The organism is Micromonospora sp. IBHARD003, from assembly GCF_056106285.1.
In genome coordinates, this window is the sequence record NZ_JBWBBX010000001.1 from 6,733,351 (window position 1) to 6,747,976 (window position 14,626).

Annotated in this window: 13 protein-coding genes; 2 read left to right on the forward strand and 11 right to left on the reverse strand. The window is 70.0% G+C overall.

Features of this window, described 5'->3' with window-relative positions; genetic code table 11:
- Positions 1-170: 170 nt before the first annotated feature.
- Entirely contained in the window at positions 171-1,535 is a 1,365-nt protein-coding gene (locus ACTWOL_RS29565; RefSeq protein ID WP_474299884.1) for a hypothetical protein, read from the reverse strand.
- Positions 1,536-1,681: 146 nt separating this feature from the next.
- Here ACTWOL_RS29565 and ACTWOL_RS29570 point away from each other — a divergent pair, with 146 nt between their 5' ends.
- Positions 1,682-2,203 carry a MaoC family dehydratase gene (locus tag ACTWOL_RS29570; protein ID WP_474299885.1) on the forward strand — a complete coding sequence of 174 codons (522 nt, stop codon included), beginning with the start codon at positions 1,682-1,684 and terminating at the stop codon, positions 2,201-2,203.
- Here ACTWOL_RS29570 and ACTWOL_RS29575 read toward each other — a convergent pair.
- The 7 genes from ACTWOL_RS29575 to ACTWOL_RS29605 all read right to left on the reverse strand — a co-directional run bounded on the left by ACTWOL_RS29575 (position 2,173) and on the right by ACTWOL_RS29605 (position 9,329).
- Positions 2,173-3,138: an ornithine cyclodeaminase family protein gene (locus ACTWOL_RS29575; protein ID WP_474299886.1), complete on the reverse strand. Its 966-nt coding sequence runs from the start codon at positions 3,136-3,138 to the stop codon at positions 2,173-2,175. The two genes, ACTWOL_RS29570 and ACTWOL_RS29575, sit on opposite strands and share 31 nt — an antisense overlap.
- Positions 3,135-4,151: a 4-hydroxy-2-oxovalerate aldolase gene (dmpG, locus tag ACTWOL_RS29580; RefSeq protein WP_474299888.1), complete on the reverse strand. Its 1,017-nt coding sequence runs from the start codon at positions 4,149-4,151 to the stop codon at positions 3,135-3,137. The genes ACTWOL_RS29575 and dmpG overlap by 4 nt, the downstream gene beginning before the upstream one ends.
- On the reverse strand, positions 4,148-5,098 hold the full coding sequence (locus tag ACTWOL_RS29585) for an acetaldehyde dehydrogenase (acetylating) (protein WP_474299889.1): 951 nt from the start codon (positions 5,096-5,098) through the stop codon (positions 4,148-4,150). The genes dmpG and ACTWOL_RS29585 overlap by 4 nt, the downstream gene beginning before the upstream one ends.
- Entirely contained in the window at positions 5,085-6,005 is a 921-nt protein-coding gene (locus tag ACTWOL_RS29590) for an HpcH/HpaI aldolase/citrate lyase family protein (protein WP_474299890.1), read from the reverse strand. The genes ACTWOL_RS29585 and ACTWOL_RS29590 overlap by 14 nt, the downstream gene beginning before the upstream one ends.
- Entirely contained in the window at positions 6,002-7,282 is a 1,281-nt protein-coding gene (locus ACTWOL_RS29595) for an 8-amino-7-oxononanoate synthase family protein (RefSeq protein WP_474299891.1), read from the reverse strand. Before ACTWOL_RS29595 ends, ACTWOL_RS29590 begins: the two co-directional genes overlap by 4 nt.
- Entirely contained in the window at positions 7,279-8,085 is an 807-nt protein-coding gene (locus tag ACTWOL_RS29600; protein ID WP_474301283.1) for a cupin-like domain-containing protein, read from the reverse strand. The genes ACTWOL_RS29595 and ACTWOL_RS29600 overlap by 4 nt, the downstream gene beginning before the upstream one ends.
- A gap of 77 nt (positions 8,086-8,162) precedes the next feature.
- A complete protein-coding gene (locus ACTWOL_RS29605; protein ID WP_474299892.1) occupies positions 8,163-9,329 on the reverse strand; it encodes an MFS transporter in 1,167 nt (388 codons plus the stop codon).
- A 738-nt stretch (positions 9,330-10,067) separates the two neighbouring features.
- Here ACTWOL_RS29605 and ACTWOL_RS29610 point away from each other — a divergent pair.
- Positions 10,068-11,567 carry an aminopeptidase P family protein gene (locus ACTWOL_RS29610; protein WP_474299893.1) on the forward strand — a complete coding sequence of 500 codons (1,500 nt, stop codon included), beginning with the start codon at positions 10,068-10,070 and terminating at the stop codon, positions 11,565-11,567.
- Between the two features lie 288 nt (positions 11,568-11,855).
- On the opposite strand, the gene ACTWOL_RS29615 is transcribed toward ACTWOL_RS29610, so the two are convergent.
- From ACTWOL_RS29615 to ACTWOL_RS29625, 3 genes are all read right to left on the reverse strand, one after another.
- Positions 11,856-13,313 carry a PepSY-associated TM helix domain-containing protein gene (locus tag ACTWOL_RS29615; RefSeq protein WP_474299895.1) on the reverse strand — a complete coding sequence of 486 codons (1,458 nt, stop codon included), beginning with the start codon at positions 13,311-13,313 and terminating at the stop codon, positions 11,856-11,858.
- A gap of 110 nt (positions 13,314-13,423) precedes the next feature.
- Positions 13,424-14,092 carry a hypothetical protein gene (locus ACTWOL_RS29620; protein ID WP_474299896.1) on the reverse strand — a complete coding sequence of 223 codons (669 nt, stop codon included), beginning with the start codon at positions 14,090-14,092 and terminating at the stop codon, positions 13,424-13,426.
- Positions 14,093-14,357: 265 nt separating this feature from the next.
- Positions 14,358-14,573, reverse strand: coding sequence for a hypothetical protein (locus ACTWOL_RS29625; RefSeq protein WP_474299897.1), 216 nt, complete (start codon positions 14,571-14,573; stop codon positions 14,358-14,360).
- Positions 14,574-14,626: the final 53 nt, after the last annotated feature.

Sequence of the window (14,626 nt, forward strand, 5' to 3'; positions counted from 1 at the left end):
AGCTCCCTAGTGCTGTGACCGGATAGGTTCACCGGCTCGCGGCGCCCTGCACGGCGTCTCGCTGCGTTGTCGAATCACCCGAGTACATCCAGTACAAGGCCGATCCTCCGCCTTGCGATACACCGCACCGGACGCCGCGAGCTTCCCGGCAAACCTATCCGGCCACAGCACTAGACCGCCACCACGCAGTTGTCATAGCTGTGTGTGCCGTGGACGGTGACGACGCCCGCGCTGCCGTCGCCGAAGAAACGGGCGAGGATGCCCGCCGGGCGTCCGCCGAACAGCAGCGGCCCGAGTACGGGGGCGACATCGGCGTCGTACGTCTCGGCCGAGCCGTCCGCGGCCATCGCCAGCCGGCAGGTACGGGGGGCCACGAACTCCTGGACGATGCCGGTGCCGCCGGCGGCGGCACCGGCCACCGCTGCCTCCCACCGTGCCTGGTCCGTCTCACGTCCGATGACAACCTGCTTGCCGCTCATCCCGATGCTTTCCTTGAGCACCAGCGACTCCCGGTTGTCCACGGCGTACCGGACGAGGTCGACCTTCCGGTTACCCCGGTGCGTCCAGCGGTCGGACACCACCCGCGTCCACGGCAGATAGGTCTCGACCAGTGCCTTCTCGGCCGAGCTCATCCACGGCCGGCCCTCCGACAGCATGCCCAGGGTGAGTTTGCTGGACAGGAACGTGGAAGTCTGGGTGCCCACGAGCAGACAGCCGTGGTCCAGGGCGTCCTGCACCGGGGCGGTGCCGATGCCGAGCTCGGCCCAGTCCGGAATGGTGAAGTCCCGCAGTCCGACCCGGTAGCGCAGCTGCGGCGGGCAGTCCCAGGCCTGGTGCAGATCCTCGGGTTCGAAGAAACGCGCCGTCAGGCCACGGCTGTTGAAGTAGTCGGTCTGCATGTCGAAGTACCGGGTCAGTCCGCCCTGGTCGCGGGCGCTGCCGAGGATCGCCACCCGGGGTGGCGCCCCCAGTTCCGCGCACAGGTCGCGGAACATCCCGGTGCGGACGACGAAGGGGTCCTCGCTGTGGAACGGGACGCTGCCCCGGTCATCGGCGTAGAGCTTGCGCCACACCTCCAGGCGGGAACGCACCTCCACCGGCCCGCCGAGGGCCCCGCTGACGTTGAACTCCAGGAACTGCGGGCCGTTCGGGCCGATCACCACGTCCGGCCGCGTCACACAGTCCGCGTACCGCTCCTCGGCGAACCGGTCCGCCATGAACAGCTGATGCTCGCTCTCCGGCATGCGGTACGCCGCCAGTCTGCCCTCCGTGGTGGATGCCGCCTCCAGGGCGGTACGGCGCACCAGATCGAGCAGAGCCACGGTGACCCGGAACAGCTCCGCGTACGACGTCCGGGGAAGTACGAAGGGCGCCGCGGGCAGCAGCCGCTGGTACGGCCATCCGGTGTCGCGTATCTCGTGGTCCAGCATCCGGCGGATCGTGTCGGCGGGCACCTCCGGCGGGGCGATGCGGTGCCCGCCGAACCACGGGTGGCCCGTCGCCCCCTGATGACCGATTTCCACCAGCGCGCTCATACATTCCCCCTGACCTCTCCGGCCCGTTTGGGACCCCCCAACACGGTGCGGTTCGGCCTTTGTCCCGGGTCGGACCGGCCCGCGAGGTGAATAGCGTACGGTCTGACCGCATACCAACTGCCGTTCCGGACAGGGGAGTACCACATATGACATTGCGTCATGTGCAGGGGAACGAGTACGCCGAGGAACACGGTGGGGACTACGAGGACTTCGAGCCGGGCATGGTGATCCGGCACTGGCCGGGCCGCACCATCACCGAGACCGACAACACCTGGCTGACGCTCCTGACGATGAACCAGCACCCCCTGCACTTCGACCGCGCCTACGGGGAGGGCGCCGAGTACGGACGGGTGCTGGTCAACAGCGGGATCACACTGTGTCTGGTCGGCGGCATGACCGTACAGGCGCTGTCGGCACGGGCGGTGGCCAATCTGGGCTGGGACAAAGTGCGTCTGAAGGACCCGGTGTACGTCGGCGACACGCTGTACGCGACGAGCCGGATCCTGCACAAGCGGCTGTCCGCGTCCCGCCCCGGGCAGGGGATCATCACCGTGGAGACGACCGGAGCCAAGTCGACCGGCGAGCCGGTCATCGTGTTCGAACGCTCCTTCATGGTCCGCTGCCGCGAGGCGGGGCATCAGACGCCGCAGGACCCCACCGCCTCGTAGAGCGCAGCGGCGGCGGCCGTGTCCTCGACGGCCATGCCGACGCCGCGGAACACCGACGTACGGCCGCCCCTGCGGACCGCACCGTCCACCAGGGCCCCCAGCTCGTGGAGGTGGTGCTCGCCGATCAGCCCGGCGGCGAGCGCGGCACGGACCTCGGCCGCCTCCGCGACCGCGGCGGCCCGCTGCTCCACCAGGACGAACGCGTCCGCCAGCAGGGCGGGTTCGACCTCGACCGCGTCCTCGTGGGTCCCGCCGATCACGTTGACATGTGCCCCGGGGGCTATCCAGTCGGCCGCAACCAGCGGTGCGCTGTCGCTGGTCGAGGTCGTCGTACAGACGATCTCGGCGCCCACCACGGCTTCCCGGGCCGTACCGCACACCGTGACCCTCACCCCGCCGCCCGTGGTCTCCCGCACCCACGCGGCGAAGGCGTCCGTACGGGCCCGGGTGCGGGAGAACACCCGCACCGAGCGGACCGGGCGAACCGCCGACACCGCCCTCACCAGCGCCCGTGCCTGCACTCCGGCCCCGACCACGGCGAGGTCCCCGGCGTCCTCCGGGGTGCACAGACGCGTCGCGAGGGCCGCGACCGCTCCGGTGCGGACGGCGGTCAGCTCGGCGCCGTCCAGCAGCGCCGTGACCCGGCCGGTCTCCAGATCGGTCAGCACGACCACACCGTGGATCAACGGGAGGCCGCGGTCCGGGTTGTCCGGGGTCAGCGTGGTGATTTTGACACTGCCCACCCCGCGCCGCTCCCAGACGGCCGTCCCGGCGAGCAGCTCCCGCTGCGGACCGTGCCGGACGACGGTCCGGGACGGCGAGGCCGTCCGGCCCGCGGAGAGATCGGCGAACACCTCGGCCAGCGCGTCGACCACACGCACCAGACGGTCCTCGCCCGCCATGTCCGCCGCGGTGATCGTCACCGGTACCGTCATCCGGGCCTGCCTTCCGCGCGGGCGCAGAGGTCCGCCACCACGTCCACGATCAGGTCCTCCTGGCCGGCGATCGCCTGGCGCCTGCCCAGCTCGAAGAACACGTCCCTCGGGTCGACCCCGGCGCGTTCCGCGCGGTCGAGGACCTGGTGCCTGAACCCCGAGAACACCCCGGCCAGACCGCTGACGATGCTCAGCGGGCCGGTCAGCGGTGGCGCGGGCATGAGCTCGCGCTCCGCGAACCCGGCGGCGTCCAGCAGCGCGTACAGGTCGATGCCCGTCCGGAACCCGCTGCGCTCCAGGACGGGGACGAGCACCTCCAGCCGGGTGTTGCCCGCCCCGGCACCGAAACCGCGTGCACAGCCGTCGATGATCGTGGCACCCGCCTCGGCGGCGGCCAGGGAGTTGGCGACCGCCAGGTCGAGGTTGTTGTGCCCGTGGAAGATCACGGGTACGTCGACGGCGCCCGCGATCGCACCGATCCGCTCGGTGACGTCCCGGGGCAGGAAGTGCCCGGCGGAGTCCATGATGCCGACCGCCCGCGCCCCGTACTCCACGGCGTTCGCGGCGTGTTCGGCCAGCTCGGCGGCCGTCGCCATATGACTCATCATCAGCACGCAGTGCACGTCGGCGCCTTCGTCCCGCAGGAACCCGAGGTGGCGCTCGGCCAGTGAGGTCTCGGTGCAGTGCACGCCGATACGGAAGACGTCGGCGCCGTGTGCCACCGCCTTGCGCAGATCGGCCGAGGTACCCCAGCCCGGCAGCATGAAGACGCCCATCCTGCTGGTGCGCAGGGCCTCCCGCACGGTCGACAGCATCTCGTCGTCGCTGACGGCCGCTTCACCGACCTGGATCGATGAGGCGCCAAGGCCGTTGCCGTGGCCCACCTCCACCACCGGGATCCCCGCCGCGTCGGCGGCTTCCGCGTAGCCGCGCAGCGCGGCGACGCCGAGCCGGTGCCGTACCGCGTGCTGCCCGTCGCGCAGGGTCGGGTCGTGGATCACCACCTCGCTCATCCGCCGACCCCCGCCCGGGTGAGCCGGGAGAGCCGTACCGCGTGCTGCTCGGCGACCATGACGGCGGCCGAGTTGATGATGTCCAGGTTCCCCGCGTACGGCGGCAGTACGTCGCTGTGCGCGATGACCTCGAGCGACACCACGATCCGGTCGCCGTGCACCGCGCAGGCCACGACCTCGTAGCCGGGCTGGAACGCGCGTACCCGTTCGGCCGCTTCGGCGACCACCGTACGTACCGCCCCGGCGTCGGCTCCCTTGACGACCGCGTGGACGGCAGTCCGGAACGTCGCAGGCGGTACGGCGGGGCTGATGTTCAGGATCGCCTTGGTGTCGCGCACGCCGGAGAACGCGGTCAGGGCGTGCTGGGTGGTCGCGACGTACTCGTCGAGGTTGAGCCGGGTCGCCCGCCCGGCGATGGTGGAGGCCACGGTGGAGACGACCTCGACGTACTCCACGTCGAACCGGCCGGCGAGCGCGTGCGCGACGGGAACCGACGCCTGCCCGCCGCAGCTGATCAGATTGACGTTGCGCACGGCCGGGGGCTGCATCCCCGTCACCGTCGGCACCACCATCTGCCCGACCTTGCTGGGGGTCAGGTCGACGAGCAGTGTGCCGAGCGGTTCGAGCAGCCGCCAGTGCTCCGCGTGCGACATGGCGTTGGTGGCGTCGAAGACCACGTCGAATGCCCGCGGGGCGGCGAGTACCGCGTCGATCCCGTCCGCCGTGGTCGGACAGCCGAGCCCGGCGGCGTGCCTGAGGCCCGCGGAGCCGGGGCTGCGACCGGCCACCAGGTGGCACTCCAGGACGTCGGAGCGGTGCACCTTGCTCACGAGGTCCTGCCCGATGACCCCGGTGCCGATGACGGCGACCGAGAGGGGACGCACGGTCCCCGGGCGCACGCCTGTGATGCCCCCGTCGGCCGCCGTGATGTCCTCAATGATGGTCATGGACTACCTCCTCGGCCGTGCGGTGCGGGTGGTCGGCGCCGAGTGAGGCGTCGGCGGGGCCGAACCGCCGCGTCCACGCGTCCCCGAGCGCCACCGTCGTACGCGCCAGACGGGCGAAGGGCGGGCCGATCATGTTCCCGTCCAGGACCGCGATTCCGCCGTGCGCCGCCTGGACGGCCTCGGTGACACGCCGGGCCTGGCGCAGCCCTTCCGGGGCGGGCCGCAGGGCACGGTTGATCACGTCGAGCTCGCCCGGGTGCACGGTCGCCTTGCCCTGGAATCCGAGTTCGCGGATACGGTCGATCTCCTCGCCCAGCACGGCGGGTTCGGCGAGCCGGTAGTTGGCGGTGTCGATACACGCCGTGCCGTAGCGGGCGCAGGCCATGGCCATCGCCTGCCGGGCCGCGAGCATGCCCGCCCAGGTGATCTCGACGCCCAGGGTGGCGGCCAGGTCGGCCGAGCCGAACACCAGGCCGTCGGCGGCTGCCGCGATCGCGTCGACGTCCGCGACGGCCCCGGGGGTCTCCAGGGTCACGTAGAACTGCGGACGCGCTCCCGCCGATGCGAGGATGCCGCGCATCAGCGTGACCTCGACCGCGGATTCCACCATGGTCATCACGATGAAGCCGGGTGTGACCGGGCACCCGGAGAGCATCGTGAGGTCGCGTACCGCCTCGATGCTGCCCAGCTGGTTGACGCGCACCGCGATGTTCGCCGGTGTGGGCGCCTTCTCCAGGGCAGCCCGGCATGTCTTCCGCGCCCCGGCCTTCTCCTGCGGCGGGACCGCGTCCTCGAGGTCGATGAGGTGCACGTCCGCGTCGTACGACCAGGCCTTGACGACCTGGTCGAGGGAGAGCGCGGGCGTGTACAGGATGCTGCGCGGGATCGCGCGGGCGGTGGCGTTCACCGGCCCGCCCCGTCCGCGGCCGGGCCCGCGGGCCGGGCACCCACCTCGGCCAGCACCTTGCACAGGTCGCGGATCTGCTGTTCGGTCTGCCCCGCGCGCATCATGACGCGCAGCCCCGCCGTGCCGCGCGCGACGATCGGGAAGAACACCGGCGAGACGTAGAACCCGGCTTCGATCACACGGCGGCCCGACTCGATGACAAGTGCGTCGCTCATCGGGACAAGCCGGATCGGGAAGGTGCTGCCGCCCTGCTCGGTGTGGATCAGTGAGTCGAAGAGCTCGATATGGGTGTAGAGACGTTTCTGCAGTGCGGTCAGTTCAGGGGTCCGGTGGATCTCCGCCGATGCGAGTCCGGCGCCGACGGACGCGGTGTTCAGCAACTGCGAGTAGTTCAGTGCGCCGCCGAAACGCTCGATGATGCGCAGTGCCTCCTTCGACTGCCCGTCGAGCACGATCGCCGCGCCGCTGGTTCCGAACGCCTTGTTGAGCGTGACCACCGTGATGGTGCGCGCGTCCCGGACCGGGTTGTGCGTGCGGACGTAGCCGATGCCGCGCTCGCCGTACGCCGAGAGCGAGTGCGAGTCGTCGTAGTAGACCAGCAGGCCGTATCTGTCCTGGAGTTCGGCGAGTTCCTTGACCGGTGCATAGCCGCCCAGGCTGTCGCTGCCGTCGCAGACGTAGGCGACCCGGGCGTACTTCCTGCACATGTCCTCGATGAAGTCGAGGTCGTGGTGGCGGGAGGTGACGACCTCGGTCTCGTCGGCACAGACCGGCTTGACGTTGGCCATTGACACGTGTGCGTTCTTGTCGAAGACCATCAACGGCCGGGTGCCGTCCCCCAGATGGCCGGAAGCGATCAGGGGGAGCAGACCGAAGGTCGCGGTGCTGGCGGCGATGGAGCAGACGACCTGGGAGTCGAACAGCTCGCCCAGCGACGTCTCCAGTTCCCGCATGGCGGGGATCTGCACCCGGCTGCGTGCGATGCAGTGGTCGAGCACGCCGTAGCGGCGCATCGCGTCGATGCCGCCCTCGATCACCCGGGGATGGGAGTCGAGATCCAGGTACGAGCAGCAGCTGAAGTTGACGAACTCGTGGCCCGCGGGGATGAACTCATGGCCTTCGGCGGTGCGCAGGACACCTGACTCGGTGTCGAAGTCGGCGACGATTCCGGCCAGGCCGCTCCGTTCCGACATGTCCCAGAACGCGTTGCCGACACCGATCAGCTTGTCGTTGTTGCGGTAGCGGTGGGCGGGGGTGATCGTCTCGCGCTCGGTCATGAGGCAGCCCCCACCGGTTCGTAGTTGTAGACGCCCCTGAGCTTCCGGTACACCGCGGTGTAGACCGCTACGCCGAGGACGTAGGGCCGACGGAAGATCTTGGCGTCCCGGAGCCAGAAGTTCATGTTGATGTTCAGGTCGTCCAGTGATTCGGCCTGATGCCACCAGCCGAGCGGGAGGTAGAGCATCTGGCCGGGCTCCAGGACCAGTTCGCGCCGCTGGGTGAGCTTCGCAGCGAGCTTCGGGTAGCGCGCCCGGTCCACCTCGTCGAAGTCGAAGACCCGGGACTTGTCGCCGAACCCGTGCCGCAGGGACCTCGGGTAGTACTCCCGGAACCCGGGAGGCGCCAGGACGAACCGCTTGCGGCCCTCCAGGCATATGTTGAAGTTCTCGAGCTCGTCGAAGTGGCTCTGGGTGAACACGCCCTTGTGGCTGATCCACAGGTTGGCGGCGTTCATCGGGCCCCGGTAGTCGAAGAGCCGCCCGGCGTCGAAGCCGAGGATCGCGTTGACGTCGGCAGGGCTGTTGCGGAAGTTCGAGACGATACGGTTCCAGGTACCGGGATCGGCCATGTACCGCTCGTCCTCGAAGAACTCACGAAGCCTGATCTCCCTCGTGGTCCACCGCCGGGAGTTCTGCTTGTTGCTCGGCTCGGTGAACAGGGTGACCATCATGTCGCCGAGGCGCTCGGCCACACCGTCGCGGCCCAGTCCCTCGGTGCCCTGGGGCAGTGTGATGATCACCGGGACGTCGGCCCTGATCAGGGCCTGGCGCCCGAACGCCATGAACTCGTCGAACGAGATCCGGGGAACCGGTAGGCCCCTGAGGCCGTCCCGTCCGGACACAGGATGTGCTGTACTCACAACTCTGTCCTCGTCGTTCACTTGTCTGCTGCTGCCATTTCCGATTCCGACGCCGGCTCCCGCGCCGGCTCACTCCTCCTGAACGCCGGCTGTCCGGCGAGACTCAGTGCCAGGGCGAGGCATCCGCCGACGGTTCCCGCCCAGGCCGCGTGTGCGGACGTGCCGGACTCGGCCAGATATCCACCGGCGGCCGTACCCGACGCGATGCCGAGTGCACCGCAGCTGTTGAGCCAGGAGAACGCCTCCGACAGGGCGCCCTTCGGTGCGACCGACTCGAGAAGGGTGCTGCCCGCGATCAGCGCCGGGGAGATCGCGACCCCGGCCACCACGGCGAGGAAGGCCATCGGCACGAACGAGTCCGCGAGGGCCAGCGGGACCGCGCTGAGCGTCAGCACACAGGTGGTGACCACGAGCAACCTGGCCTGGGAGAGACGCCAGTTGATGGCTCCGTAGACTCCGCCGGCGACGAGGCTGCCCACCGCGATCAGCGCCAGCAGCACACCACCGAGGCCCGACTCCGAACGTTCCTGGGCGAACGCGATCATCGTGACGTCGACGGCGCCGAACAGGAAGCCCATCCCCGCGTACGTGATCATCAGTACCCAGACGCCGGGTACGGTGATCGCCCGGCGGGGTGTGCCGCCACGTGCCGGCGCGTTCGCCGGCTCGGACTTGCGGTGCGTCGCCACCACGACCGAGCCGGTCACGGTCAGCGCGACACAGGCGATCAGACCCGCGGACGGGTGAACCGACGAGGCCAGCGCCGTGACAAGCAGCGGCCCGAGCAGGAAGATCGTGTCGTCCAGCATGGACTCCATGGCATAGGCCGTGCGCAGCACCCCCTGGTCCACGAACGCCGCCCAGCGCGCCCGCATGAACCCGGTGAACGAGACCGAGGTGCACCCGGTGACCACCGCCGCGGCGACCATCGCGCCCAGCGGGGCCTCGAGCCCGACCGACATCAGCAACAGGGTCATTCCCACGGCGTGCCCCAGGCACGTGGTGAGCAGCACTCTGCGCTGGCTGTGCCGGTCTGCCAGGCGTCCGAGGAAAGGGGCGGCGATTCCCTGGGAGATGAGCATCGCGGCGGCCACCGTGCCCGCGTCGCCCAGTGATCCGGTGACGGCCGAGACGAGCATGAGGCAGCCGATGGAGCGCATGGCGATCGGAAATCGGCCGATCATCCCCCAGAAGGCCAGGGCACCGGCACCGGGCGATCTCAGCAACCGTAAGTAGGACCCGAGTCCAGAATTCAACCCCGGCGCACTCTCGGACACATTTCCCCCGTCGGTGAAAAATGGGCAGCTCGAAAGGTCCCGAAGATCTCGGGCACAAAATCTGGTCGTGCTTCACGTTAATGGAGCCGGCCGACTTCTGTCGGCTGCACGATCCCCCCGTGCCCCTGCCCTATGTGGCGGCTCGTCATGCTAGGCGGGCGATCATCGGGTGTCAATACCTTGAATACACCTCAGAAAAGGGCTGACCAGGGACTTCGCAACGCGACACCCATCTTGGAATCAGCTTGGTGTGGCCTGCCCACAGGGGCCTCGACGGTCATCGAATTCGTTTCACCTGACGCGAGGTGAGTGTTTTGTATGTGGCCTCTTGTGCACTCCGAATGACCCTGATCGGCCATGGTGAGGGTGGCGCATGGTCATCGCGCCGTTCGAGTGATGCGCCGGTCGTACTCGATCTGTTTCCCTCATCCGGCAGCGCGGTGCGGAAGTACACGGTGGGGACGCGGCGCCGCCGAAGGTCTAATTTCAGCCAACCTGCCGACCCCTGACATCCCTTCGATGAGGGTCGATTTGCAGCCGTCGTGTCTCATCGGCTGAAACTCCCCCCTGCTGCGGGCGCCCCTACGATGGCGACCGACCGCATATGTTCCAGTGGTGGTCGTGGTCGATTTTCAGGAGGCAGTGATGACCGAGGGGACGTCCATGAGCCAGGGGAAGGACCAGGAACTCCAGGTGCCGGAGAACCCCGAGGGCGACGACGCCGAGGCCATAGAGCAGCGGAAGAACCGCCTCGAGAGAGGGGTGAGCGACGAACTCGCGGAGAACATGCGGCAGGGCTGGGCCGACACCGAGCGGCACGACCTCACCCCCATCCCCCAGGCAGCGCACACCGCACGCCGTCGCGCCGACCTCTCGGCCCGCTTCCCCGGCGAGCGCTTGGTGATCCCGGCGGGCGGCCTGAAGATCCGCGCCAATGACACGGACTACCGCTTCCGCCCCTCCTCCGACTACACGTATCTGACCGGCGATCAGACCGAGGACGCCGTACTGGTCCTGGAACCCGGCAAGTCCGGCGGACACGAGGCCACCGCCTATCTGCTGCCCCGGTCCGACCGGGAGAACGGCGAGTTCTGGCTCTCCGGCCGGGGCGAGCTGTGGGACGGCCGCCGCAACAGCCTCACCGAGAACGAGCGGCTCCTCGGCCTGCCCTGCAAGGACGTCCGTACCCTCGCCGACACCCTCAGGGAAGCCACCGGCCCGGTCCGCCTGCTGCGCGGCTACGACGCCGGCATCGAGGAGGCCCTGACCGACAAGGTCACCGCCGAGCGCGACGAGGAGTTCCGCGTCTTCCTCTCCGAAATGCGCCGGATCAAGGACGACTTCGAGATCGCCGACCTGCGCTTCGCCTGCGAGGCCACGGCGCGCGGCTTCGAGGACGTCGTCCGCTCCCTCGACAAGGCCAGGGCCACATCGGAGCGCTACATCGAGGGCACGTTCTTCCTGCGTGCCCGCGTCGAGGGCAACGACGTCGGCTACGGCACGATCGCCGCCGCCGGCCCGCACGCCACCACCATCCACTGGGTACGCAACGACGGCAAGGTGCGCGACGGCGAACTGCTTCTGCTCGACGCGGGCGTGGAGACCCGCAACCTCTACACCGCGGACGTCACCCGCACGCTGCCCGTCAACGGCCGCTTCACACCCGTGCAGCGCAGGATCTACGACGCCGTGTACGAAGCCCAGCAAGCCGGTATCGAGGCCGTGAAACCGGGCGCCGACTACCGCGACTTCCACAAGGCCGCGCAGCGCGTACTCGCCACCAGGCTGGTCGAATGGGGCCTGCTCGGCGACATGGACGTGGAGAAGGTCCTGGAACTGGGACTCCAGCGGCGCTGGACCATGCACGGCACCGGCCACATGCTGGGCATGGACGTCCACGACTGCGCCGCCGCCCGCACCGAGATGTACGTCGAGGGCACCCTGGAGCCGGGCATGTGCCTGACCGTGGAGCCCGGCCTCTACTTCCAGGAGGACGACCTCACGGTGCCCGAGGAGTACCGGGGCATCGGCGTGCGCATCGAGGACGACATCCTCGTCACCGAGGACGGCAACGAGAACCTGTCCGCGGCACTGCCCCGCCGGTCGGACGAGGTCGAGGCATGGATGGCCGGCCTCCTCGGCTAGGGGGTTTCTGATGGATCTCCGTGGAGGAAGGAGCGGCGTCCGGTGCGTGCTCTCGGGGTGCCGGCTGGAAGCCCTCGTACGGGACGTACTTGGGCTTTCGGCCGGTGCGGCGAGAGTGAGTGCCGGGCGTCGCGACGCCGCGGAGATCCATCAGAAGCCCCCTAGTGCTGTGGCCGGCAAACCCATCCGGCCACAGCACCAGGTTCTTTACAGAACACCCGGTCCTTCCGGGACGGAAACCCGTCGAGGGAGGACACACGGAACACGGCGTGTGCCCTCCCCGGGGTGTCAGACCGCCGTCCGGCGCCTCCTGACGAGTCCCACCGCGATGTCGACGAGCAGGAAGCCCAGCAGCGACACCCCCAGCACCGGCAGCGCCCAGCCGAGCGCGGCCACGGCGGGGACACCGACGACGAGCACCGGCAGGGGCAGTTGCCTCCAGACGCCGCGGGCGGGCGCCTTGCCGAACCGTGCCCTGCGGTCCGTACGCGTGGGGCGCCGCTGCCACCACATGCGGTAGCCCCAGAAGACCACCAGCATCAGCCCGATCGCCACCGCGGCGAGCAGGATCTGGTTGACGATCCCGAACAGGACGCCCATGTGCCCCTGGACGCCCAGCTTGCTGAGCTTCGCGAGCAGGGGGTAGTCGGCCCACCGGGAGTGCGCGGTGACCTCGCTCTTCCCGACATCGACCGCGACCTGGTCGTAGTGGACCGGCCAGGTGTCGTCGTCCTGCGCCACGACCCAGGCGCTGGACGCGTCCGCCGGCGGTGTGATCTCCACGGTCCCGCCGAGACCTGCGTCGCGGGCCACCTTGAGCGCGGCGTCGAAGGCGGCCGGATCGGCGTCGGCCTCCTTGCCGTCGGCCGCCGCGCCCTCGTGTCCTTCGTGGCCGGCGTGCTCGTCCTCCGCCGGCGGTGTGGCGCCCGGCAGCACGGTGTCGAGCTCGGGGGCATGGCCCTTGGCCGCGTCGAGAAGCTGTCCGAACCGCTCGCCCGCGTACGCGGACCAGGTCAGGCCCGTGGCACTGAGGAAGAACAGACCGAGGGCGAGCCACACCCCGGTCGCCGCGTGCCGGCTGCGGGTGCGACGCACGCCGCGCGCGGTCCGGTCGGGAAGGAGCACACCGCGGATCGACTTCGCCCGCAGGCCCCGGCTGCGGCCCAGCCACAGGACGAGCCCGCCGGCGACGACCACCCACAGCCAGCTGGCCGCGGCCTCCGAGTACAGCCGGCCGGTCTCCCCGAGATGGAGATTGCGGTGCAGATCGTCGAGCCACGTGGTGAGCGGGGTCGAGCCGAACCAGGTGGTCAGGTCACCCCGCACCTCGGCGGTGTAGGGGTCGACGAACACGGTCCGCTGGTTGTCGCCGAGCTCGGGCAGCGACAGCACCACCCGGGTGGTGTCCTGCGGTCCCGGCGGGGTGACCACCGAGGCGAGCGATCCCCCGGGGTACTTCGCCCGGGCGGCCACGATCTGCTCGGCGAGCGGTCGCGGCGCCTCGCCGACCTGAGCGACGGTCAGCTTGTCGCCGTAGACCAGCTGGTCGAGCTGCGGCGTGAAGGTGTACAGAAGCCCGGTCAGGGCGGCGACGAAGAGGAACGGGGCGACGAACACCCCGGCGTAGAAGTGCATCCGGACGAGCACGGCGCGCACGCCCTGCCAGGAACGCCCGGTGGCGGCCGGCTGCGGTGCGTCGACCGGTGGGTCGTCGTCCTGCGGCTGTCTGTCGATGGTCGAAGTCATGTGTGGGATCCCCAAGTGCTGGGCGCCGTAAGGCGGCGCGTCCGGCGGTGAGCGGAAAGGCCGGTAACCCGCCCGGGGGCGGGGGCCGTGACCGCCGGTGACGAAGGCGGTCAGGCCGGGACCAGCAGGGGAGGGCCGCGCCGGGGACGGCAGCGGGTGAGCAGCACCGCGATGAGGCTGTGCGTGTCCGTCGCCGGCACCGGTCGGCGGCGGCGGTGGGAAGGCAGCGGCAGGACCCCGGGGGAGAGACGGCACAGGCCCGATCGCAGCAGGGCCGAGAGCCGCCGCAGCAAACGCTCTCCGAACACCAGGCACACGGCGGTCCCGACGGTCGCCAGCGCATGTCCGGCGGTCATGGCGGTGGTCATGGAGTGCCCTGTGGCACCGGCGGCGGCCTCGCCGCCGGACACCGTGTGCGCGCCCATGCCCTGCATCGGTGTCCCGGAAGGGTGGCTGCTGTGCACCGACCCGTATCCCGCAGGGACGGGACCGCCGGTGTGCAGGTGCGGGGAGTGCCCGGCGGACAGCAGGCGGAAGGCCGTGTGCAGTGCCAGCTGGAGCCCGGCGAGCGCCAGCACCGTGAGGTCGAACCTGCGCCGCCGCGCCCCGAACAGTGCGGTCCCGAGGACCGTCAGAACACCGAGGACGAGCAGCAGAGCGCCCGCGCCCGGCAGTCGGCCGCCGGCGGCCGAGTGTCCCGCCGCACTCAGCAGAAGGGAGGCACAGGCGCAGAGCAGACCGCCCCCGGTCCGCCTCGGCCAGCTCCCCGGTTCGCGCACCGGCACAAGGTACCCGCGCCGTGCGGGGGTCCGGAATGGGGGCGTGCGGCCCTCCGGTGGTGCTGTCGGCCCAACTCCGGTCCAGTTGACGGTGGTTGGAGACCACCGCGGTCCAGGGTACGCGTACGGGAAACCGGAACCGGCGATGAGGGTGAGGGGGATCACAGGCCGGGCATGTCCGGACCGGCCCAGGCGGCCGGAGGACGGGCCGGAAGCCGGGGCGGGCGGTGCGCCCCGGCTCCCGGTGGGTGAAGGCCCTCGGCCGTCAGACAGGGGCGATCCCGTCGAGCTTCCCGCTCTTGGCGTCGTCGACGAGCGAGGAGAACTGGTCGGCGCTCATCTGTACGCGTTGTCCGAAGTCGTCGGTCAGGACGATCCGGCGTTCCGCGGGTGCGCCCGGGTCGACGAACAACTGCGGGCAGCCGCAGTCGCACTTCCCGCAGAACGTGGCCACGGGCTGCAGTCCGCTGATGTCGGTCATGCTTTCCACCTCCTGGGTGCGGGCAACCGCCGGATTCCCGGCCGGAAGCCGCA

Coding starts and splice junctions, on each gene's coding strand:
- ACTWOL_RS29565 (WP_474299884.1), bottom strand. CDS start 1,535: ATGAGCGCGCTGGTGGAAATCGGTCATCAGGGGGCGACGGGCCACCCG.
- ACTWOL_RS29570 (WP_474299885.1), top strand. CDS start 1,682: ATGACATTGCGTCATGTGCAGGGGAACGAGTACGCCGAGGAACACGGT.
- ACTWOL_RS29575 (WP_474299886.1), bottom strand. CDS start 3,138: ATGACGGTACCGGTGACGATCACCGCGGCGGACATGGCGGGCGAGGAC.
- dmpG (WP_474299888.1), bottom strand. CDS start 4,151: ATGAGCGAGGTGGTGATCCACGACCCGACCCTGCGCGACGGGCAGCAC.
- ACTWOL_RS29585 (WP_474299889.1), bottom strand. CDS start 5,098: ATGACCATCATTGAGGACATCACGGCGGCCGACGGGGGCATCACAGGC.
- ACTWOL_RS29595 (WP_474299891.1), bottom strand. CDS start 7,282: ATGACCGAGCGCGAGACGATCACCCCCGCCCACCGCTACCGCAACAAC.
- ACTWOL_RS29605 (WP_474299892.1), bottom strand. CDS start 9,329: ATGATCGGCCGATTTCCGATCGCCATGCGCTCCATCGGCTGCCTCATG.
- ACTWOL_RS29610 (WP_474299893.1), top strand. CDS start 10,068: ATGACCGAGGGGACGTCCATGAGCCAGGGGAAGGACCAGGAACTCCAG.
- ACTWOL_RS29615 (WP_474299895.1), bottom strand. CDS start 13,313: ATGACTTCGACCATCGACAGACAGCCGCAGGACGACGACCCACCGGTC.
- ACTWOL_RS29625 (WP_474299897.1), bottom strand. CDS start 14,573: ATGACCGACATCAGCGGACTGCAGCCCGTGGCCACGTTCTGCGGGAAG.